The sequence below is a fragment of the Pseudomonas sp. Pse35 genome (assembly GCF_024519715.1).
Lineage (GTDB): Bacteria > Pseudomonadota > Gammaproteobacteria > Pseudomonadales > Pseudomonadaceae > Aquipseudomonas > Aquipseudomonas paracarnis.
Map to the genome: position 1 here is coordinate 38769 of NZ_JALJRP010000021.1, position 22068 is coordinate 60836.

Genomic DNA, 22068 nt, shown 5'->3' on the forward strand with positions numbered 1-22068 from the left:
CAAAAGGGGCCTCTGGCAGACGTGCCAGAGGTCAAACAGCTAAGCTTCTGATCTGACTAAAATCCGATGCCTGTTTGGGCATCGGATTTTTTGCGTCACGCTCAAATTGCGCTGAGCATTCCTAAAGCCGATTTACCGCACCAGACAAGGCCGCTTGTTATCAAAGCCCCAACCCGGGATCAGAAACTGCATCGCCACACTGTCATCCCGGGCTCCAAGGCCCATGCCTTTGTACAGTTCATGAGCCTTGGCCACCGCGTCCATATCGATATCCACACCCAGGCCAGGCTTGGCCGGCACCTTCACATAGCCCCCTTCAATCTTCAACGGCTCCCGCGTCAAGCGCTGGCCGTCCTGCCAGATCCAGTGGGTGTCGATGGCGGTGATCTCGCCCGGTGCGGCCGCCGCCACCTGGGTGAACATTGCCAGGGAAATATCAAAGTGGTTGTTGGAATGCGAGCCCCAGGTCAGGCCCCACTCGTTGCACATTTGCGCGACGCGCACCGAGCCCTGCATGGTCCAAAAGTGCGGGTCGGCGAGGGGAATGTCCACCGATTGCAACTGGATGGCGTGGCCCATTTCGCGCCAGTCGGTGGCGATCATGTTGGTGGCGGTTTTAAGGCCCGTGGCGCGGCGGAATTCGGCCATGACTTCACGGCCTGAATAACCGTTTTCTGCGCCGCAGGGGTCTTCGGCGTAGGCCAGCACATGATGCTGGTCGCGGCACAGGCGGATGGCTTCCTTCAGCGACCATGCGCCGTTGGGATCAAGGGTGATGCGCGCATCGGGAAACCTTTCGGCCAGCGCGGTGACGGCTTCGATTTCCGCGTCGCCACTCAATACGCCGCCCTTGAGCTTGAAATCGTTGAAACCATATTTGGCCTTGGCCGCTTCGGCCAGGCGCACTACCGCGTCGGCGGTCAGGGCTGTTTCATGACGCAGGCGGAACCACTCATCGTCGGCATCGGCCTCGTTGCGATAGGCCAGGTCTGTGGCGTTGCGATCCCCCACATAGAACAGGTAGCCGAGCATCTTCACCGCATCGCGTTGCTGGCCTTCGCCAAGCAAGGCGGCCACCGGCACCTCAAGAAATTGGCCAAGCAAGTCGAGTAGGGCGGCTTCCATGGCGGTGACGGCGTGGATGGTGATGCGCAGGTCGAAGGTCTGCAGGCCTCGGCCCGCGCTGTCTCGAGACGCAAAGGTACTGCGCATCTGGTTGAGAACGCGCTGGTACTGGCCAATCGGCTGGCCGATCACCAGGCTGCGGGCATCCTCCAGGGTTTGGCGAATGCGCTCGCCGCCGGGTACTTCGCCCACGCCAGTGTTGCCGCTGCTGTCCTTGAGGATGACGATATTGCGCGTGAAGTAGGGCCCGTGGGCGCCGCTGAGGTTCAGCAACATGCTGTCGTGGCCGGCGACGGGAATGACTTGGAAGTGAGTGACTACAGGGGTATTCATGGCAAGTTCCTGGCTGAGTTCAAAGAGGTTTGCTGATGGCGGCGCCGCTGGGCACGGCCGGTACGGCAGAGGGTGAGGTCTTGGCAAAGAACACCAGGATGGCCGCGAGCACCGAGGTGCAGGCCAGGCCATACAGCCCGCCCTGTATCGAGCCGGTGGTTTGTTCGAGAAAGCCGAAGGTAGTCGGCGCCACAAAACCGCCCAGGTTGCCAATGGAGTTGATCAGCGCGATCACCGCGGCGGCGATGCGCACATCCAGGTAGCCCTGGGGGATCGGCCAGAACAGCGACGACGCAGACTTGAACCCGATGGCCGCAAAACAGATCGCCACGAAAGCGAAGATCGGCCCGCCGGTGGTGGACATGAACATGCCGGCCGCCGCTATCAGCAGGGCCGCCGCGACCCAGGCCTGCTGGAACTTGAACTTGCCCGACAGCGACGCAAAGGCGTACATGGCAATGATCGAGATCAGCCAGGGGATCGAGTTGAAGAAACCGACCTGCACATCACTCAAGTCACCCATCTTCTTGATGATGCTCGGCAGCCAGAAGGTGGCGGCGTAGATCGTCAGTTGAATGCAGAAGTACAGAGCGCAGAACAGCAGGATCTGGCGGTCTTTGAGTAGCTTGCCGAGGGTGGGTTTCACCGTGGTCAGGGCTTCGCGATCACGCTGTTCCTGATCGATAGCGCCCACCAGCGCATCCTGCTCTTCGCGGCTCAGCCACTTGGCGTCATGGGGTTTGGAGTCGAGCCAGAACCACACGAAGAAGCCCAGCGCCACCGAGGCCAGGCCTTCGATGCCGAACATCCATTGCCAGCCATGCAAACCAAAGCCTTCGATCTGCAACAACGCACCCGACAACGGCCCGGAGATCAACGACGCCACCGCCGAGCCACTGAGAAAGATCGCGATGGCCTTGCCACGCTCCACACCGGGCAACCAGCGGGTGAAGTAATAGATCACGCCGGGGAAGAATCCTGCTTCCGCCACACCCAGCAGGAAACGCAGGATGTAGAAGTGGGTTTCGTTCTGGATAAACGCCATAAGCGTGGCGACGATGCCCCAGGTGAACATGATGCGTGTCAGCCAGATACGCGCGCCGACTTTCTGCAGGAGCATATTGGACGGCACTTCGAACAGCGCATAGCCAATGAAGAATAGCCCGGCGCCGAAGCCGTAGGCCGCTGCGCCGATTCCCAGGTCATGCTCCATGTGTGTGCGCACGAAGCCGATATTGACCCGGTCGATGTAGTTGAGGATGAACATGACCACGAACAGTGGAAGCACATGGCCCTTCACTTTGCTCACGGCGCGGGCGAGCGCTGAATCACTTTCGGGTACGGCAGATGCTGGGCTTGAATGCTTCACGAATGAAAACTCCCCCTGATTATTTTTATGCGGGTTTGGTGTTTTGTTGACAGACATCATACAAGTTGTTTTTTAAAGGCCGCAATCCTGTGAGGGCTGTTTTTGTTCTTATAAGCCGGTATTGAGATTGGCTATTTTGGTTGTTTGCCAGATTTTATTGGGTTTTGACCCGCTGGTGACGGCTCGGGGTGTGCGCTTCTCTCAAAGCGAAGTCAGAGTCTGGTGATGTGGAATGAGTATGTTGTCATACAAGTTGGATGTTTTTCGCCACCACCCGTCGCCCCGTGCGCTCAGGGTGATAAGCTCCCTCCAGCCCAACCCCGTGGACCCGTTTCGATGCCGATTAAAAGCACACCGCCTGTGCGCAAACGTTCCGCCAACCTGGCCCAAGGTGTGGTCGAGGCACTGACCCAGCGCATCCAGTTGGGGCAACTCAAGCCGGGTGAAAAACTGCCGTCCGAATCCACCATCGTGCTTGAGCATGGGGTGAGCCGTACCGTGGTGCGTGAAGCCTTGTCCAAGCTGCAGGCGTCGGGGCTGGTGGAGACGCGTCACGGCATCGGCACCTTTGTGCTGGAGCAGCACACGCAGCCGGGCCTGCGCCTGCATGTGGACACGGTCGCCAGCGTGCGCAACATGCTCGAATTGCGCCTGGGCCTGGAAGTGCAAGCGGTGGCGTTGGCCGCGCTGCGCAGGAGCGAGGCACAACTGGCCCACATGCGCCAGGCGCTGGACGACTACCAAGCCTCCCTGGCCAACAACGACAGCTGTGTGGAGGAGGACAAGCGCTTTCACCAACTGATCGCCGAAGCCACCGGCAATACGTTTTTCACCGACATCATGCAGCACCTGGGCACGGCGATGATTCCGCGCACCCAGGTGAATGCCGTCGAGCGCGGCGGCGCGGACTTTGCCCAACTGGGGCAGTTGGCGAACCTGGAACACGAGGCCATCTACAACGCTATCAAGCGCCAGGACCCGGACGCCGCCCGGGCGGCCATGGTGCTGCACTTGACCAACAGCCGGGATCGATTTTCCGGGCACTCTTAAGGAATCACCGTTGAACGAACACACCTTGTCGCAGCGCCTGGAGCGCGTGGCCGCGCACATACCCGCGGGTGCCCGCCTGGCCGATATCGGCTCAGACCACGCCTACCTGCCGGTGGCGTTGATGCGCCGTGGCGCTATTGCGGCGGCCGTGGCGGGGGAAGTGGCCGCTACGCCGTTTCAGGCGGCCAACCGTACCGTGGCCGACAATGGCCTGACGCAGCACATCACCGTGCGCCTGGCCGATGGTTTGGCGGCGATTGAAGCGGGCGATGACATTACCGCTGTCAGCCTGTGCGGCATGGGTGGCGAGACGATCCGCGACATTCTCGACAGCGGCAAGGCGCACCTCAATGGCCGGGAACGCCTGATCCTGCAACCCAATGGCGGTGAGCAGCCGCTGCGTCAATGGTTGGTGGAGAACGGCTACCAGATCCTCCATGAAGATTTGCTGCGGGAAAACCGCTTCTACTACGAAATCATTGTCGCCGAACGCGCCGAGGCGATGACCTATACCGCCGAGCAGCTGTACTTCGGTCCGTTGCAAATGCAGGCGCGTAGCCCGGAATTCCTGGCGAAGTGGCAACGTATATTGCGCGAGAAACGCAAGACATTGGTCAGCCTCGAACAGGCGCGGCAGGCGGTGCCCGAGCAGAAAGTGCAGGAGATCGTGCAACAGGTGAAGTGGATCGATCAGTTGCTCGCCTGAGCGCCACCGGTCCAGTGTGGCAGATGTGGAGCCTTGGCCAGGCTTCGAGCGGTGTATCAGGCAACATCCATGTCGTGAATGCCGCAGCCTTCGAAGCCTCGCTAAAGCTCGACATCTCCCACATTTGATCGCGCAGGCCGGTGCTGCCTGAGCCACATTCGCGGCACTTCACCGCTACGCTGTAGTCTTCTCTTAAATCCCCCCAAGGTGTTGCCTCGATGATCACTGTTCACCACCTCAACAACTCCCGCTCGCAACGTATCCTGTGGGCGCTTGAAGAACTGGGCCTGCCCTACGACATCAAGCGCTACCAGCGCGACGCCAAGACCAACCTGGCGCCGCCTGAACTCAAGGCTATCCACCCCCTGGGCAAATCCCCGGTGATCGAAGACGGCTCTCGTGTGCTGATCGAGTCCGCCGCGATCATCGACTACCTCATCCGCCGCCACGGTAACGGCCAACTGCAACCCGACCCGGCTACCGACGCCTATGACAGCTATGTGCAATGGCTGCATTTTGCTGAAGGCTCGGCGATGTTGCCGTTGATGCTCAACCTTTATGTGGGACGACTGGGTGAAGCAGGCGCACCGCTGCATCCGCGGATTGAGTCGGAGCTGGCCAACTACCTGGGGTACCTGAATGACGTGCTGGGCCACACGCCGTACCTGGTGGGCGACGCACTCAGCGGCGCGGATATTCAGATGAGCTTTATCGGCGAAGTCGCCCAGGCCCAGGGCAAATTGCAGGCCTACCCGAACTTGGCCGCATGGCTGCAAAAGCTCCAGGCGCGCCCGGCATACCGCAAGGCGGTGGAGCGGGGCGGGGAATACGCGTTCGCCAAATAGCGGGCCCACCGACACCGCCTCCTGTAGGAGCGAGCTTGCTCGCGAAAAACGTAAACGATAACGCGTGTTTCCTGGATGAACGCGGCGCCTTTGGGTTTCTCGCGAGCAAGCTCGCTCCTACAGAACCCGTTTCGGCAGGTGAACCTTCGAGTCTCCCAGCGCTCACTTAAAGGTGGCACTGGCTTTTCTCGAAAGGAATCTGCATGCACTCCACCTCGTCAGTCGCGCCCGTAGAGCGCGAACTGAGCCTGCGGGCAGTCATCACCGGGATCGTGCTGGGCATCCTGCTGACCCCTTCCAATGTCTACGCAGGCTTGAAGATCGGCTGGTCGTTCAATATGTCGATCATCGCCTTGCTGATCGGTTATGGCCTCTGGCAAGGCCTGGCCCGGCGTTCCGCTGAACACCTGCCGTGGACCCTGCACGAGAGCAATATCAACCAGACCGTGGCCTCTGCCGCGGCGTCGATCATTTCCGGCGGGCTGGTCGCGCCCATCCCGGCTTATACCTTGCTCACCGGCAACCAACTGGCAGCGCTGCCGATGATCGCCTGGGTGTTCTCGGTAAGTTTCCTGGGGATCTGGATCGCGTGGTACCTGCGGCCTTCATTGCTCAATGACAAGGCGCTGAAGTTTCCCGAAGGCATGGCCACCCTGGAGACCCTGCTGCACATCTACAACCATGGTCGCGAAGCCGCCACGCGCTTGAAAGTGCTGCTCGGCGCAGCGTTGTTGTCCGGGTTGGTCAAGTGGGTGGATACCTTTATGTGGGCCTTCCCACGCTGGTCGCCGAGCCCCGCGTTGGAGCGCCTGACCTTCACCGCCGACCCCTCTCTCCTGTTGCTGGGGTTCGGCGGCATCATCGGCATCCGCGTGGGCCTGACCCTGCTGCTCGGCGCCTTGCTGGCATGGGGCGGGCTGGGGCCGTGGCTGTTGGCCAACGGCCTGGTGAGCCTGCCCGCCGACAGCAGCGGCCCGCAGTTTGCCGCGCTGGTGGAATGGCTGCTGTGGCCTGGGGTGAGCCTGATGGTGTGTTCCACCCTGGCGTCCCTGGCGATTCGCCTGTGGGCGTTGCATCGCTCAACCCGAGCGGCTGGCGGCACGCCTTGGGCGGTTCCCAAGCCTGGGCCTGCCGTGGGGTTTGCCTTGGCGATTGCGTTGGTGGTGAGCCTGCAAGCGCTGTTGTTCGGTATCAACCTTGGGATGGCGCTGCTGACCATTCCCTTGGCGATCTGCCTGGCCGCCGTGGCGGCGCGGGTGGTGGGGGCGACCGGTATTCCGCCGATTGGCGCCATCGGGCAACTGTCTCAGCTGAGTTTTGGCATCGTTGCGCCGGGCCAGGTGCCGATCAACCTGATGAGCGCCAACACCGCCGGCGGTTCGGCGGGGCAGTGCACAGACCTGATGAATGACTTCAAGGTGGGCAAAGCGATTGGCGCGACGCCGCACAAACAGGTTATCGCCCAGATTCTCGGGATTTTTGTCGGCAGCGTCGTCGGCGTATTCGCGTACCTGGCGTTGATCCCCGACCCGCAAACCATGCTGCTCACCGAACAATGGCCAGCCCCGGCCGTCGCCACTTGGAAAGCCGTGGCCCAAACCCTGACCCACGGGCTGGATTCGTTGTCACCCAGCATCCGCTGGGCCATTGCTGTTGCAAGCCTGTGCGGCGTACTGCTGGGCATACTCGACAGCACATTACCCACCCATCGCGCCCGCTATCTGCCCAGTGCGGCAGCCTTGGGACTGGCGTTTGTCTTGCCTGCGTCGGTGTCGCTGATGATGGCCCTTGGCGCGATCATGACCTGGGCCGTGAGCTGTCGCTGGCCAAGTGTGACGCAGCGCTTTGCGATCACGGCAGCGGCGGGGCTGATCGCCGGTGAGAGCATTACTGGCGTGGGCGCGTCGTTGTGGCAGATGCTGGGAAGTGGATAATTGGCCGACCTGGATTTACAACTCTTCACGAATTCAAAAGGCTCACCGTTATAGGCTTGGCGCTGCCACGTCTGGATCAAACCCATTCAACTGACCGTTGAGCCGAGCCCATGAAACTGCCTGCCCTCGCTGCCACGTTTCTCGCCGTTGCTACGCTGCATCCTTTACCCGTACACGGCGCAGGCCCCATCACCCATGTCGCCATCTACCGTGGCCCGGCAGGTTGCCCTGATTGCTCGGAAAACGTGAAAACCGCCCTGCAGCGCCTGAACCCCAATTACCAGATCGACTTCGTCGGTGCCGACGAACCCATCGACATCACCCCGAAAACCCTGGCGCGCTACGATCTATACGTGCAACCCGGCGGTGGCCAGGACATCCCGGCCGCCCTCGACAGCCTGGGCGATGCGCGTGCCGAAGCCATCCGCGATTACGTCGCCAAAGGCGGCCGCTACCTGGGCCTGTGCATGGGCGCCTACCTGGCCGACGACAACAACCTCGGCCTGATCCCCCAGGCGCTTGATACCGAAGCTGGCCGTCCCGGTTTTGAAGTGTCCGGTATTGAGGACGCCGCCGTGCGGGTGACGTGGGACGGGCAACCCGACTCTGTGTTCTATCAGGATGGCCCTTACTTCCCCAAAGCCAGCGCCGCGGCGCCCTACAAGGTCATCGCCACCTACCACAATGGTGACGTGGCGGCGGCGCGCTACACCTACGAACATGGCGTGGTGGTGCTGAGCGGGCCGCACCCGGAAGCCGGGCGGGAATGGTTTGAAAATGCCGATATCGAGCTGAGCAAGATGCCGCGTGGCGAGCTGTTCGGGTCGTTGATACGTAGCGCGCAAGAGTAGGGCGCGCCGCCCGTTACTTCAGGATGCCACTATTCCCCATGTCGATATCAGGCACGATGGTGGCGTAACCAGGCTACTTGTGCCTGGCCTCGGGCACTTAAGGTGAAGGTCATTGGCCGCCCGAGAACAACAAAAACAATGACTAGCCTCAACTGCAACGATTCCAACGGTCAGCTGGCGCAGGGCTTCAAGCCGCGCCATGTGACCATGTTGTCCATCGCCGGCATCATCGGCGCGGGGTTGTTTGTCGGCTCCGGACACGCGATCGCCGCCGCCGGGCCAGCGGTGTTGCTGGCTTATCTGTTTTCCGGCCTGTTGGTGGTGCTGGTCATGCGCATGCTGGGGGAAATGGCGGTGGCGCGCCCGGACACCGGCTCGTTTTCCACCTACGCCGACCAGGCCATTGGCCCGTGGGCGGGGTTTACCATCGGCTGGTTGTATTGGTGGTTCTGGGTGCTGGTCATTCCCATCGAAGCCTTGGCCGCCGGGCACGTGCTCAACCAGTGGTTCCCTCAGGTTGATGCGTGGCTGTTTGCGTTGATCTCAATCGTTTTGCTGGTGATCACCAATCTGTTCAGCGTGGCCAAATACGGCGAATTCGAATTCTGGTTCGCCATGGCCAAGGTGATTGCCATCGTCGGCTTTATCGGCCTGGGCTTCAGCGTGCTCATGGGCTGGATCCCGGATCGCGAAGCCAGCGGCTTGAGCCGCTTGATGGAGGAACACGGCGGGTTTGCTCCCAACGGCCTGTCGGCGGTGGTGGGCGCGTTTATCACCATCATGTTCAGCTTCATCGGCACTGAGGCGGTGACCATCGCTGCAGCAGAATCGAGCAACCCGGCGCAGAACATCGCCAAGGCCACGCGCTCGGTGATCTGGCGTATTGGCGTGTTCTACCTGTTGTCGATCTCCGTCGTGATTTCCGTGGTGCCCTGGAACGATCCGCTGTTGGCCTCCGTGGGTTCCTATCAGCGTGCACTGGAAATTATGAACATCCCCAACGCCAAATTCATGGTCGATGTGGTGGTGTTGATCGCGGTAGCCAGTTGCATGAACTCCTCGATCTACATTTCTTCGCGCATGCTGTTTTCCCTGGGCAAACGCGGCGATACGCCGCCGGCGCTTAAAATCACCTCGAAGGCGGGCGTGCCCAGGGCGGCGGTGATCGCCAGCACCATCATCGGTGCGGGCGTTACGTTGCTGAGCTACTTCATGCCGGCCGGTCTGTTCCAGTTCCTGCTCGCCAGCTCCGGGGCCATCGCGTTGTTGGTGTACCTGGTCATCGCTATCTCGCAACTGCGTATGCGTCGCTTGCTGCTTCGGCAGAACGTCGAACTGACCTTTCGTATGTGGCTATTTCCGTGGCTGACTTATCTGGTGATCGTGTTCATCTGCCTGGCCCTGGGGGTGATGATGGTGACGCCGGAACACCGCACCGAAGTGTCCTCGACCATTGGCCTGGCGTTGGTGATTTCCTTCATCGGCCTGGTCACGTCGCGCCAGCACAACCGGGCACCCAAGCCGGTGGCGCTGGAACATTCCTGATCACGCCTGTGGGGTAGCGGTGATGGAAACCGAGGCACCTGTTTGCCAGACCATCGGCTTTTTGCTGCTGGACCAATTCACGCTGATATCGCTGTCATGTGCGGTCGAGCCGCTGCGCATGGCCAACCAATTGGCGGGCGAAGAACTCTACCGTTGGCAAACCCTGAGCCTGGACGGCCAGCCGGTGTGGGCCAGCGATGGCGTGTCGGTGACCCCGGATGCTTGCGCCCAGGACCAGCGCGGCTTCGATGCGGTGATCGTGTGCGGCGGCGTGGGCATCCAACAGGCTATCAGCCCTGCGCTCATCGCCTGGTTGCGCAGCCAGGCGCGCCTGTACTGCAAACGTCTCGGCGCGGTGTGCACCGGCAGTTGGGCACTGGCCCAGGCGGGGTTGCTCGATGGCTTCCAGTGCAGCGTGCATTGGGAGCTGATGGCGTCGATGCAGGAGGCGTTTACCCGCGTCAAAGTCAGCTCCAGCGTATTCACGCTCGATGGCAACCGCTTTACCAGCTCTGGCGGCACTGCGCCGCTGGACATGATGCTGCACCTGATCGGCCGCGATCACGGGCACACGCTGTCGGCGGCGATTTCCCAGATGTTCGTGTACGAGCGCATTCGCAACGAGCGCGACCACCAACGCGTGCCGCTCAAACACCTGCTCGGCACGCAACAGCCCAAGCTGCAAGAAGTGGTCGCCCTGATGGAATCCAACCTGGAAGAACCCATCGACCTCGACGAACTGGCCGCCTACGTGCACGTGTCCCGCCGCCAGTTGGAGCGCATGTTCCAGAAGCACCTGTACTGCACGCCATCGCGCTATTACCTCAAGCTGCGCCTGACCCGTGCGCGCCAGTTGCTGATGCAGACGCCCATTTCGATTGTCGAGCTGGCGGTGATTTGCGGCTTTGTGTCCACGCCGCATTTTTCCAAGTGCTACCGGGATTTCTTCGGCGTTGCGCCCAGCGATGAGCGCTCGGACATGCGCCTGCATCCGCCGCCTGCGTTACGGCCAGAGGGGCAATCCCGGGCCCCGCAACAGCCCAGGAATACACTGGAGCAGGCGCGCGACGAGCCGACGTTTGCTACGGTGCAGATTCAAAGGCGATAGGGCTTGGGGCTTGCCCGAATGCCAGTAGGAGCGAGCTCGCTCGCGAAAAATTCACAGGCGCCGCGCTCATTCAGGAAACACGCGTTATCGTTGGCGTTTTTCGCGAGCAAGCCCGCTCCTACAGAAGGCAATAAGCCTCGGCGCTCAAATCCACTGGTCATTCAACGCGGTGCGCTCACCGCCTTCATGCCCGGTATTCAGAATGCCCCTAGGCTCGATCATCATCAGCCTGGCTTCACCTTCGGCGGCGCTCCTGTGCTCAATGCCACGCGGCACCACATACAACTCACCCGGCTTCACATACACCGGGCCCTCCGGCAGGTCGATACGCAGCGTGCCTTCAAGCACCAGGAACGCTTCATCGGTTTCGGGGTGCGAATGCCAAATGAATTCACCCTCGATACGCACCACCTTGAACTGGTAGTCGTTCATTTCGGCAACCACTCTTGGGCTCCATTGCTGATCGATGAACGAAGCTTTGTGCGCGAGGTTTATCGGTTGGGCGGGTTGCTGTAGGTGAGTCATGCTGAGCCTTCCTGTCGGTGAGAAGGCCAGATTATCCGGGCCGACAGGTCATAGGCTTGTACGATCCTGCAACCCCCTCCACTCCTACGCCCCCGCATTCCCCACGGGAATGCAGCGCATAAAATTAATGCATTTTTCTTACTGCCACGGTTAACGTAATTTCCTTCAAGGCCACGGAGAACCGCATTGAACTCATCCTCATCCAACCCTGCTGACAAATTCGATACCTCAAGAGCCAACGAGTACACGCGACAAAGCCGTATCGCGTTGGCGGGCTATGACGCGTGCCAGGATCTGGCAGCCTGCATGCTCGCGGCGAGCCTTGGCGATGCCCCTTCGGCCAAGATACTGGTGGTCGGCGCCGGCGGTACGGCGCAGGAGATCATCGCCATGGCCAACCTTGAACCGGGCTGGTGCTTCATGGCGGTTGATCCCTCGCAGCCGATGCTGGACGCGGCAAGGCAGCAGTTGGAAGCCAACCACTTGCTTGACAGAACCACCCTGCATCTCGGGACGCTTGAAGACCTGGCAGCAGACGCGTCATACGACGCCGCCACCTTGATCGGTGTGCTTCACCATCTGGAGGGGGATGACGCCAAGGACCGGATGCTGCGGTCGATTCGGGCGCACCTGAAACCGGGGGCACCGCTGATCGTCGCGGGCAATCATTACGCGTATGCCAGCCAGCCGTTGCTGCTGGCGGCATGGGGCCAACGCTGGCGTCAGCATGGCGCCACCCCGGACGAAGTGAAGGCCAAGCTCGGCAAAATCCTTCAAGGCGCTGACCCGCCCCATTCCGAGGCCGCGGTTCAGAAGCTGTTGCATGACGCTGGCTTCGGCGACGCGACCCGTTTCTTCAGCAGCCTTTTCTGGGGGGCTTGGTTGACGTGCAAGGTGGGGTAGCGATGTTTCCCCTTGCTCGACAACCCGTGGCGCGATTCAGATCGCCCGGAGAGTAGCCAGCCGCCGACGCCAATCGCCGCCATGCCGAAGGTGGCATTCCTCTTCGGAATCGAAACTGACGCAGCGGGCGATGTTCGGGACGTGCACATCAGCGTCATCCAACGCGGCGGTAGTCAGCTCGCGCATACGGGCGTCCGCGCCGGTCGCAAGGGCGCGAGCCTTGCTCGCAACGCTGTCGAACACCCAGATCACCCGCAGGCTTTGGGGAAAGGCGCGGTAGTCGACGGTGTGGGTCAACCATTCAAAGCCTGGCATTTCGGTCTTTGCGATCTCGCAGGCGTCGGTCAGCGCCGCGATGAGACGGCGTTCGATACGGGCGTGGTCGCGTGAGGCAGGCGGCATAAAGGAAATCCGTGAATCCTGGGAGTGGGTTGGGGCATCAGGCGATAGGCTGATCAGAGCGGGCGTTATTGAAGCGCGGGGCGCAAGCGTTGCCACTCATTCAAGCAATCCTCGGCAACGATATCCGGGTATCCCCGTTTGTGTTCCATCGCTAACGCGGTGGAGAAGGGTACCGCAATGCAAGTGGCTTGGTCATTGCAGCGAAGTGTCATCGACCATCGGCCTGGTCACGGCGCGCCAGCATGGGCGGGCGATCAAGCCGGTGGTGTGGGAGCAATCCTGACAGCGCGGCCCTACCTGTGGGCCGCGTCACTTCAGTGCTGGCGCACCCCTCTTGTCATACGCCGCAGCACCTGCTTATCGCCCTGCCTATAGTGCATGACCACCGCCCCGACATGCCCGAGGATAAGCACCAGCATTGTCCAACCCAGCAAGCTATGAAAGTTGCTGCCCAGATCAACCATCCACTGGATTTTTTCCCCCTCGAACCCCTCCATGACCTGCACGCCAAACGCAGAAAAAGCCCGGCCGGAGCCGTACTGGCGGATCATCCCGATCAGCGGGATCAGGAACATCAGTGCATACAGCATGCCGTGCCCGGCGGCGGCGAAACGGCTGATGCTGAGTGGGCGCCGGTGTTGGTTCAGCAGACTCCAGCTGGCACGTAGGATCAGCAACACCAGTAATAACAACCCTACGGGTTTGTGAAAGGGCCACAGCCATTTATCCAGCGTTGAGTCTGACGCCAGGTAATGGGTTATGGCTGAGCAATAGATCCACGCAAACAACAGGAACATCAGCCAATGCACTGCTCGGCTTACCGAGTCGTAGTGTTCACGTGACCCAGCAGGGGGGGCGCAAGTCGTCATTGTCGTATCCTTCTGGCGAGTCGCCTTGCGTTCTTTTTCAAGCGCATTGAGGCGACAGATGATAAGCGGCCAGAATGAATCTGGCGGTGACCAGATCATATACAAGGAGACACAGGCAGCGGTCGTGTCGAAACATCAAGAAAACATGCATCCCTCAGGGTGTGATCTGGATGCCCAACGGCATGGGCGTAGCCTGTTCAAATCCACCGAGTATTTTCAGCCGTACGCTCCCCACCTTCATGCCCGGTATTCAAAATGCCCCGTGGCGAGCCTTCGAGCATCAGGAATGCTTCGGGCGCGTGTTCGTTCTTGCGCAGGGCGTGGAACGATCAAAAGCTGTGGCGAGGGAGCTTGCTCCCGTGACGGTCTAAAGCTGACGCGTTTATGGTCGATAACCCGTATGAACCCGCTAATCAAGGACCGATTAAATGGCACTTTCCGTTAGCCCTGCCTATATTCCACCGGCCAATCTCAACCTCACGCCTTCTGAGCAGAAGCTGGTACCCCAGGCGTCGACGGACCCCGCCAAGCAAGCCCTGGCAAACGCCGGCCCCGCGGCCATTTACCATCCCAGTGAAGCGGCGACAACCACGGCACAAGCCCCGGAGGCCGTTGATACCTGGGTCGGTCGCTCCGAATCGCCGCACTTTCCTCGTTTCGTCGACCTGTTCAATGGCGCGCAAAGTGCGCTGAAAGCTTCCTTCCAGACATTCGAAGCGAACCTGGCAGCCACTGCGCCCGACCTGGCCAGCACCGGGTACGGTTTTACCGTTGAGGCTGACGGACGGCTGAAAGTGCTCGATACGGCTGGCCAGCTCAGCCGTGAGGCGACCGAGAGGCTGACGGTTCTGCTCAATCAATCCGTTGAGCTGAAAGCCACAGCCGTGGCCTACCGCAACGCCGCCATCGACATGGTAGACGCAGGTTCACCCTGGTCGGGAAGCACCCTGGGCTACTACAGCCTGACCAATGAAAACTTCGCCAGCACTATTGATCTGGCGCCCTTGTTCAGAACGCATGACCCGTCGGATATTAAAGCGGGCAGAAACCAGTTTTTCATAAACCAATTGTCTTCCAACGGTGAGCGCGCGACGCAAGAGACTGAGCGGGCGATGTTGGAGCGGCGTGCCGCCCAGGGGTTCAGCACCCAGGCTTGATCGGCGCAGCCTGCGGCTGTCGTCGAGGACCGATCGGCGGCAGTCAGCTCGCGCATGCGTGCGTCTGCCTCAGTGGCAGGGGCGCTTATTGTTCAGGGTTGATCAACGATCTCAACGTATGGTCCTCCCAGATGCCACCGATTTTCAGATAGGCTCGCGCATGTCCTTCCTTCTCAAACCCCAGCGACTCCAGAAGGCGTTCACTTCGCACATTGCGAGGCAAATGATTGGCCATGATCCGATGAAGACCCAACTGCTCAAAGCAGTGTTGATTAGTGACCTGAAGCGTTCTTTTCATCAGGCCACGGCCTTGGGCTGATTCCGCCAGCGAGAAGCCGAGATGACAGGCCTGAAAAACGCCCCTCACAATATTCGTGTAGTTACACCGCGCTAGGACCTCTCCGCTCTCCGGTTCAAGCAAGAGGAAGCACAGAGCGTTGCCAGCGTGCATATTGTTGACCTGTTGCTCGACCCTGGCCTTTGCGTTGCCCGTGGTGAAATACTCCTCGTCCCTGAGCGGCTCCCAGGGTTGCAGATGCCTGCGATTGACGCGTTCGTAACGGCTGATCCTCTCGAAATCGTCGCCCCACAATGGCCGAAGGCAGTAGCCCTCAACGTAATACTCCATAAGCCCCTCCAGATTGATCAATGCCCCAATCTGACTGCGTAACCGCAAAGAATAGCGCCGCTGCGCGTAAAGCGACCCCTTTCATGACAAACAGGTCTACCATGCCAGCCCCGGCAGTGGTTCCACTCGCTCCCGAACTCCATTTTTCAAGGTAGCGATAATGTCCATCGACCAGATCTCCCTCCCCAAAGGCGTCGGCCCCCACGCCGCCAAGCTGCTTGACGCTATTACTGGCGCCTCCACCCATGAAGAACTCAACCGAGCCGGCGGTAAAGCCGAGGGTTTTGTGTTGGGTTTGGAGGCCACCAAGGCGATCAAAAGCCAAATTGCAGAGTCGCTGTATGTGGCGTATGACGACGCGGCGAGCAATCGGGCCAGTGAGCTGAAGGGCTAGTGCACGTCAGCCCATGGTTCCGGAATGAGCGCCAATCGCCGGACTAGGCTGACGAACATAATAATTGTCGAACTCACTGCTTTCGATGAATTGAAAGCCATGGCGAGTATAAAAGCGATTCGACGCGCTTTCCTTGAGAGCGCCCACTTTGATAGGCAGCGCAGCCGCATCCGCCTCTTTGAAAATCTGAGAGAGAACAGCAGACCCTACCCCTGAACCTTGCGCGCTCGGCCTTACATACAAATGGTCGAGCAAGAGTTCATTGGGGTGATGTTTCACCACTACGAAACCCACCCGCTCTCCAGATGCCTCGATATAGCGTGTATCGCGAGCTTCAAAGCCGCCAACAAACCGCTCCCGCGCACGCACTGGGTCAAATCGCCCAACACGCTCCAGACTTTCGCGCATGGCCTCGATTCGAATGGCTACCAGATTATCCAAGTCGCTTTGTTGAACTGGGGCCAAAGTGATGGGGGAATTTTGATTGGGTGCGACGGGCAAATTGGGTGCTCCAACTACCATCCTGGGGGCTCAGTATAGAGAGCCCGATACTGATGAAGCGACCCGCATGATATGTTCACGGCATACATGGAGTAACGGCCCCAGGAAGGAAAGTGCAATGCCAGTGGACACCCACCCAATCCGCATTCTCTCGCAACGCCTGAGCATCGAGCCCTTCTGCGAGCAGGACGCTGTTGAGTCTTTCTCTTGTATCTCACCGTCTCTGACTCGCTACATGTCCTGGGAACCGCCTGCCTCGCTGCAAGAGTACGCGCAAGTCTGGGGGCAGTGGCTGCCTGCGATAGCGGATGGCAGCGATATCGTGTTTACGGTCAGGGAGCGGGTAGGTGCTCGTTTTGCCGGCTTGGTTGGGTTGCACCATACCGGCAGTGAAACACCGGAGTTGGGTATCTGGATCCGTGAAGATAAACATGGGTTGGGGTTGGGTGGTGAAGCGGTGCAGGCGGTTGTTGAGTGGGCCAGCCAGTGGGTGGCGGCAGAGAGCTTCATCTATCCTGTTGCGACGCAGAATAGTGCGAGTCGACGTATTGCTGAAGCTTTGGGGGGAGTTGTCATCGAGAGGCGGATGGCGGAGAAATATGATTCGGTTGTGTACCGGATCCCGGGGGTTTAACTCTGGGTATCAGGTTGGCCGATTGCTGTCCTTCACGAACGGCAGAAATCCCTCGAAAGCGGTCGTTCGTGAGCCGCCGCTTTCGGCCAAAAGCGGACAGTTACGCAAAGTTAGCAACCCTTCCTTGAAGCGTGATGGCGTCTACGAAACTAGGGGCGATTCACACCCTTATCCTCAATCATCTCAAAGTAGGTGCCGCAGGGGCTGATTTTGGTTACAGCTCCAGACAGCAATGTTCCGTCTGGTAGAATAATTTGCGCATGACTGATAGCAGGCGATTTCAGCAAATCCACACCTAAGTTAGCCACCTGGACGCTCGTTTTTTTGGCTAGTTCTCGACAGATCAAAATCGGCTGGGCCGAGTACTTCGCCTGACGGCCGAGACCAGGGGCAATACCATAGGTCAGCGTAAGGTCGACCTCGCAAGATATTTCTGTTGGTAACTCGTTGCTTTTCATCATTGTCTCCTACTTCTTCTTGATTGGCATGGCCTCAAAATCGCCGCTGCTACGATACGTGAAGTGATGTATGTATGGGTAAGGTCGTCGTTATTTCGACGTTGATGTGCTGACTGGAGGTTTAGCATGGCGTGCGCTATATAAGTTTCCTCTCGGCATCCGAACATAGATGCTGTTAGATTCACGAACGCTCAAAGGAAAGCAGCCGGCCTGTGTGCTCAGCACCAAGTTGTCCCGGCCACACTTAGGAAGAGGTGATCATGAAGCTACAGGCATATCGGCTGCAGAACTATCGCAGACTGCGCGACGTCGTCATTGAGCTTGACGATGAGATTTCCATTTTCGTTGGCGCCAACAACAGCGGCAAGACGTCTGCCGTACAAGGCCTGTACTCGATGCTCCGTGGCGAAGCGAAGAAGTTCGAACTCTTCGACTTCAGCGCGGCGTTGTGGGCCGAGATCGACGCCATCGGCAGGACGCCTCCAGGCGATGAGGACGCGCCCAAGCAGTTGCCGTCCATTCTTTTGGATCTCTGGTTCCGGGTCGGTGAAGACGACCTCGCCACTGCAATGTCGCTTCTTCCGAGCACGGAGTGGGACGGTAAGTGCGTCGGGATCCGGGTGGCGTTCGAGCCTCAGGACGCCCATGCACTCGTCCGGAAGTTCCACGAACTGCATGAAAAGGCCAACAACGCTGCGAACGCACTGGTGGCCAGACGCAGTGTAGGCGCGGAGGCAGGTGCGGAAAATGCGGCGGCGGTGGTAGCGGATCCCGGCGAGTACAAGCCCTGGCCGGAAAGTCTGACGAAGTACCTCACCAAGGAACTGAGCAAAGAATATACGTTCCGCTACTACGTGCTCGATGAGCGCGCATTTGTCGGCTATCAGCCAAAGGAAGTTGATTATGCGCCGCTGCCCCTAGGCAAGGAACCGGGTGGCGCGGCGATTCTCAAGTCTCTGGTGAGGGTGGACTTCCTGCGCGCGCAGCGGCACCTCGATGACCCGGATGCTGGCAGCTCCGACCGCGCCGAGAGCTTGTCGCGGCGTCTGAGCCGTTTCTATCACCGCAATCTGGAGAAACGTGGCGACGACCATGCAGCGCTCAAAGCGCTCGATACCTCGGAGAAAGAACTGAACTTCCACCTGAAGGAAGTCTTCAGCGACACTCTCAAGCGCCTCGCCAAACTCGGCTATCCAGGCGTCAACAACCCCGAGATCGTGATTCGGGCGGCCTTGGATCCGACCACCGTCCTGGGGCAGGATTCCAAGGTTCACTACGTGGTTCCTGGTGCGATCACCGCGCAACTGCCCGACAGCTACAATGGCCTGGGGTTCAAGAACCTAGTCTATATGGTGGTTGAACTCCTCGACCTGCACGAGCAGTGGAAAGCCGAGGAAGACAAGCGGGCGCCACTGCATCTGGTCTTCATCGAGGAGCCGGAGGCGCATCTGCACGCTCAGATCCAGCAGGTCTTCATCAGGAATGTTTTGCGCCTCCTTGAGGATGCCAACGATCACGCAACGTTTTTCCACACGCAGCTCGTTGTCACCACGCACTCCCCGCACATTCTCTATGAGCGCGGGTTCTCTCCCATCAGGTACTTTCGCCGTGTTAGCGACCAGTTGGACCATAACACCGAGGTAAGGAATCTTTCGCTCTTCAAGACGGGCGCGGCCGACGCTCCAGCGCGCGAATTCTTGCAGCGGTATCTGAAACTGACACACTGCGATCTCTTCTTTTCCGATGCTGTCATCCTGGTGGAGGGCAATGTCGAGCGCCTGCTCTTGCCAGCCATGATCGAGACGGCGGCCAAGCGCCTGCGTTCCTCCGCCCTAACCATCCTTGAAGTCGGTGGCGCGTTCGCGCATCGGTTCCAGGAATTGATTGCCTTCGTTGGACTTACTACGCTGGTCATCACGGATCTGGACAGCGTAGCGGTCAAGACGGATGCCGAGAATGCCGCCGAGCAAGACACAGGAGCCGGTGCCGTCGACGGAGATAACGAGGAAGACGACCTGAAGCCCTTCGAGCTCGAAGACGACGACGAAGCAGCACCGGGCGGAAAGAAGAAGTCCAAGAAGCGTGGCAGCACCTGCCATGCTCACGTGGAGGGTGCGTTCACGTCCAACCAAACCCTTATCAGTTGGATCCCTAAGAAGCGGTTGGTTGCCGAACTCTGGGAAGTCACGGCGGAGCAAAAAACGCTGTCGCTTGCCGAGGGGACCAGCGCTGAGGTTCGGGTGGCCTATCAAACCAAGGTTTTGGTGACGGTGGGCGCCACGACCTCGCAGCTCTGCGGCCGCACGCTTGAGGAGGCCTTCGGTCTTGAGAACTCCGACTGGTGTCAGGCTGAGGCTAACCGGGCGGTCGGACTCAAGCTGAAGCGCGCACCAAACAGCCCTGAAGAACTGGCTGAGAAGTTGCACGAAAGGGTGATCGGCAAGAACTTCGACAAGACTCGCTTTGCGCTGGAGGTCCTCGCAAGCGGGCCGCTCAACTGCTGGAAAGTCCCCACGTACATCGCCGAGGGCTTAGCCTGGCTCGAAACCAAAGTGGCCCACGAGATTGAGGCGGACGCGGCTATTGCCAACGAGGTCGCGACAATTGAGCCGACTGCAGCCGGTGTTGTCGCCGTTATTGCAGGCGCGGGGCAGACGACATGAGCAGACGAATTGATAGCCCAGACACCGGCGCCGACCGCGAGATCCACGCGTGTATTACCGAGACCCCCCCGCAGCCGTTCGTGGTCCGCGCCGGCGCAGGTTCCGGCAAGACCACCTCCCTTATCAAGGCGCTGGACTGGGTGATCTCAGAGCACGGCGCCAGCATGCGGGCGAAGAAGCAGAAGGTCGCCTGCATCACATATACGGACCTCGCCGCCAAAGAAATCTTGGCGGATGTCAACGACGACCCGCTGGTTCATGTCTCGACCATCCACAGCTTCTACTGGTCTATTACCAAGACGTTTCAGGCGGACATTAAGGTTTGGCTACAGAACGACATCCGCAGGCGGATCACCGAACTGGAAGAAGAATTCAAGAACTACAGCTCGCGTGTCCGGCAGACTACACGCGACAGGAACAAGGCTGACCAAGAGCGTTATGCCCGAAGCCTGGAGGCTATTGCTGGCGTCAAGACTTTCAACTACGGCGTGGGCAGTGACTACGCGAAGGGCGTCCTCGGCCACGAGGACATCCTTCAGCTCGCCGATTTCCTGCTGCAAAATCGCCCGCTGTTCCGACGGGTCGTAGCGCTGAACTTCCCGTTTGTGTTCATTGACGAGAGTCAGGACACGTTCCTGAGCGTAGTGAAGTCCTTCAAGGAAGTGGAAGCCCAGATGCGGCGCAAGTTCTGTCTCGGTTTTTTTGGCGACCCGATGCAGGCGATTTTCATGAGAGGGGCGGGGGACATCCCGCTTGAGGACCATTGGCGGGCCATCACGAAACCAGAGAATTTTCGCTGTGCCAAGCAGATCCTTGACGTTGCCAACGCCGTGCGTGCGCAGGGCGACGGCATGGAGCAAGTCCGCGGGCTGCACGAAAGGGTTGATGGAGAACTCAAGCCGGTGGAGGGCTCGGCCCGGATGTTCATCCTGCCGAACACGCTGAACCGAGTTGAGGCCCTGGCGAGAGTCCGGGCGTGGAGTGCGGCGACGAACAACGACGAGGGTTGGACGACCCCAGACATCGCGCTCAAGATTCTTGTCATCGTGCACCGCATGGCCGCAAACCGGCTCGGCTTCGGTGGCATCTACTCGGCGCTGAACGATAAGACATCGGAGGGCATGAAGCAGGGGATGCAGGATGGCACCGGCTGGCCCGTTCGACCGTTCCTAAGTTTTGCGCTACCGATCGTTGCCGCCGTGAAGGCCGGCAACGAGTTCGCGGCGATGAACCTGCTCCGGAAGTTCAGCCCGCGTCTGGCGCCAGGGGCTCTTACCGGCCGACGTGCCGCGGCTGTATTGCGAGAACTGCACGCTGCTATGTCTAGACTTGTCGCCATGCTAGACGAGGCAGGGACCACCATTGGTGACATAGCACTCCATCTCTGTGACACGGGTCTTTTCGAGTTCGACGATCGCTATGCGCGTGTTCTCGGATTTGTCAGGGATGTTGCAGACGCTGCCCAGGAGCCCGAGGCTGCTGATGCAGTTCCGGCCGAAGGACTATCCTCAGATGCGGCAATGGCCAAGTTCTTCAAGTGCTCTGCACAAGAGCTTTGGCCCTATGAGCGCTATGTCTCAGAAGGGTCTCCCTATGCTACACAGCACGGTGTGAAGGGAGCGCAGTTCGAACGCGTCATGGTGGTGATGGACGAGGAAGAAAGCGACTACCGAACGTACAACTACGAACGTGTCTTCGCGAGCGCTGAGGCCCGTGCTGCAGATCGTGCACGAGCACTAGGCGGTGATGAAAACACTTGGAGCCGAACGCTGCGACTGCTTTACGTCTGCTGCACTCGCGCCCAGCGGGGGCTGGTACTAACGTTCTTTGTCGCCGATCCGACGACCACCTTGGAAAATGTCGTGGCGAGCGGGATCTTGCCGCGAAGCGCAGTGTTTACACAGGAGGTTTTAGCTGAATGGCCATAGACAAATGATTGTCTGACCTACTTGAAGCAAGAGCGAGCGGTAGGCTCCCGCCGTGGCAAGGGGTAGCTACCGGGTGGTAACTCTGCGGGTGTGATCGAAAGCAATTGGCCGTTTTCTGCCCGCCGTGAGAGTCAGAAAAC

General features: G+C 59.7%; 21 protein-coding genes. 13 read left to right on the top strand and 8 right to left on the bottom strand.

Annotated features, from left to right (window positions below; translation table 11 throughout):
- Positions 1–132 precede the first annotated feature (132 nt).
- Positions 133–1458 (bottom strand): glucarate dehydratase, encoded by a 1326-nt coding sequence (gene gudD, locus OC445_RS17935; protein ID WP_072447976.1) that lies wholly within the window; start codon positions 1456–1458, stop codon positions 133–135.
- Between the two features lie 19 nt (positions 1459–1477).
- The gene (locus tag OC445_RS17940) at positions 1478–2827 is read right to left on the bottom strand and encodes an MFS transporter (protein WP_054921658.1); all 1350 of its coding nucleotides are present in this window, start codon (positions 2825–2827) and stop codon (positions 1478–1480) included.
- Between the two features lie 336 nt (positions 2828–3163).
- Here OC445_RS17940 and OC445_RS17945 point away from each other — a divergent pair, with 336 nt between their 5' ends.
- The 7 genes from OC445_RS17945 (at position 3164) to OC445_RS17975 (ending at position 10866) form a co-directional block, all read left to right on the top strand.
- Positions 3164–3877, top strand: a complete 714-nt coding sequence (locus OC445_RS17945) for a FadR/GntR family transcriptional regulator (protein ID WP_032896089.1) — start codon at positions 3164–3166, stop codon at positions 3875–3877.
- Positions 3878–3887: 10 nt separating this feature from the next.
- Positions 3888–4583, top strand: a complete 696-nt coding sequence (locus OC445_RS17950; protein ID WP_198790806.1) for a tRNA (adenine(22)-N(1))-methyltransferase — start codon at positions 3888–3890, stop codon at positions 4581–4583.
- A 218-nt stretch (positions 4584–4801) separates the two neighbouring features.
- A complete protein-coding gene (locus tag OC445_RS17955) occupies positions 4802–5428 on the top strand; it encodes a glutathione S-transferase family protein (RefSeq protein WP_034126187.1) in 627 nt (208 codons plus the stop codon).
- Positions 5429–5631: 203 nt separating this feature from the next.
- On the top strand, positions 5632–7362 hold the full coding sequence (locus OC445_RS17960) for an OPT family oligopeptide transporter (protein ID WP_198790805.1): 1731 nt from the start codon (positions 5632–5634) through the stop codon (positions 7360–7362).
- Positions 7363–7472: 110 nt separating this feature from the next.
- Positions 7473–8213: a BPL-N domain-containing protein gene (locus OC445_RS17965; RefSeq protein ID WP_198790804.1), complete on the top strand. Its 741-nt coding sequence runs from the start codon at positions 7473–7475 to the stop codon at positions 8211–8213.
- Positions 8214–8351: 138 nt separating this feature from the next.
- On the top strand, positions 8352–9758 hold the full coding sequence (locus tag OC445_RS17970) for an amino acid permease (RefSeq protein ID WP_198790803.1): 1407 nt from the start codon (positions 8352–8354) through the stop codon (positions 9756–9758).
- Between the two features lie 22 nt (positions 9759–9780).
- Positions 9781–10866, top strand: a complete 1086-nt coding sequence (locus tag OC445_RS17975; RefSeq protein ID WP_054896289.1) for a GlxA family transcriptional regulator — start codon at positions 9781–9783, stop codon at positions 10864–10866.
- Positions 10867–11010: 144 nt separating this feature from the next.
- Here the strand turns inward: OC445_RS17975 and OC445_RS17980 are convergent, their stop codons facing one another.
- Positions 11011–11391 (bottom strand): cupin domain-containing protein, encoded by a 381-nt coding sequence (locus OC445_RS17980; protein ID WP_198790802.1) that lies wholly within the window; start codon positions 11389–11391, stop codon positions 11011–11013.
- Between the two features lie 186 nt (positions 11392–11577).
- On the opposite strand from OC445_RS17980, the gene OC445_RS17985 reads away from it, so the two are divergent.
- Positions 11578–12294 (top strand): class I SAM-dependent methyltransferase, encoded by a 717-nt coding sequence (locus tag OC445_RS17985; protein ID WP_198790801.1) that lies wholly within the window; start codon positions 11578–11580, stop codon positions 12292–12294.
- A 36-nt stretch (positions 12295–12330) separates the two neighbouring features.
- Here OC445_RS17985 and OC445_RS17990 read toward each other — a convergent pair whose 3' ends face one another.
- Together OC445_RS17990 and OC445_RS17995 are read right to left on the bottom strand one after the other, a co-directional pair.
- Positions 12331–12696, bottom strand: coding sequence for a hypothetical protein (locus OC445_RS17990; protein WP_198790800.1), 366 nt, complete (start codon positions 12694–12696; stop codon positions 12331–12333).
- Positions 12697–13010: 314 nt separating this feature from the next.
- Entirely contained in the window at positions 13011–13664 is a 654-nt protein-coding gene (locus OC445_RS17995; RefSeq protein WP_233097304.1) for a cytochrome b, read from the bottom strand.
- 329 nt (positions 13665–13993) lie between these two features.
- On the opposite strand from OC445_RS17995, the gene OC445_RS18005 reads away from it, so the two are divergent.
- Positions 13994–14722 carry a hypothetical protein gene (locus OC445_RS18005; RefSeq protein ID WP_089042004.1) on the top strand — a complete coding sequence of 243 codons (729 nt, stop codon included), beginning with the start codon at positions 13994–13996 and terminating at the stop codon, positions 14720–14722.
- 85 nt (positions 14723–14807) lie between these two features.
- Here OC445_RS18005 and OC445_RS18010 read toward each other — a convergent pair whose 3' ends face one another.
- The gene (locus OC445_RS18010) at positions 14808–15350 is read right to left on the bottom strand and encodes a GNAT family N-acetyltransferase (protein ID WP_054921609.1); all 543 of its coding nucleotides are present in this window, start codon (positions 15348–15350) and stop codon (positions 14808–14810) included.
- A gap of 160 nt (positions 15351–15510) precedes the next feature.
- Here OC445_RS18010 and OC445_RS18015 point away from each other — a divergent pair, with 160 nt between their 5' ends.
- Positions 15511–15744, top strand: coding sequence for a hypothetical protein (locus tag OC445_RS18015; RefSeq protein ID WP_020302473.1), 234 nt, complete (start codon positions 15511–15513; stop codon positions 15742–15744).
- 6 nt (positions 15745–15750) lie between these two features.
- Here OC445_RS18015 and OC445_RS18020 read toward each other — a convergent pair whose 3' ends face one another.
- Entirely contained in the window at positions 15751–16245 is a 495-nt protein-coding gene (locus OC445_RS18020; protein WP_198790799.1) for a GNAT family N-acetyltransferase, read from the bottom strand.
- Positions 16246–16363: 118 nt separating this feature from the next.
- Between OC445_RS18020 and OC445_RS18025 the strand changes: the two genes are divergently transcribed.
- On the top strand, positions 16364–16879 hold the full coding sequence (locus tag OC445_RS18025) for a GNAT family N-acetyltransferase (RefSeq protein ID WP_198790798.1): 516 nt from the start codon (positions 16364–16366) through the stop codon (positions 16877–16879).
- A 149-nt stretch (positions 16880–17028) separates the two neighbouring features.
- Here OC445_RS18025 and OC445_RS18030 read toward each other — a convergent pair whose 3' ends face one another.
- A complete protein-coding gene (locus OC445_RS18030; protein ID WP_060765376.1) occupies positions 17029–17337 on the bottom strand; it encodes a hypothetical protein in 309 nt (102 codons plus the stop codon).
- A gap of 260 nt (positions 17338–17597) precedes the next feature.
- Between OC445_RS18030 and OC445_RS18035 the strand changes: the two genes are divergently transcribed.
- Together OC445_RS18035 and OC445_RS18040 are read left to right on the top strand one after the other, a co-directional pair.
- Complete coding sequence (locus OC445_RS18035) at positions 17598–20000, top strand: AAA family ATPase (RefSeq protein WP_060765375.1); 2403 nt, start codon at positions 17598–17600, stop codon at positions 19998–20000.
- Positions 19997–21928, top strand: coding sequence for a UvrD-helicase domain-containing protein (locus tag OC445_RS18040; RefSeq protein ID WP_198790797.1), 1932 nt, complete (start codon positions 19997–19999; stop codon positions 21926–21928). Before OC445_RS18035 ends, OC445_RS18040 begins: the two co-directional genes overlap by 4 nt.
- Positions 21929–22068 lie beyond the last annotated feature (140 nt).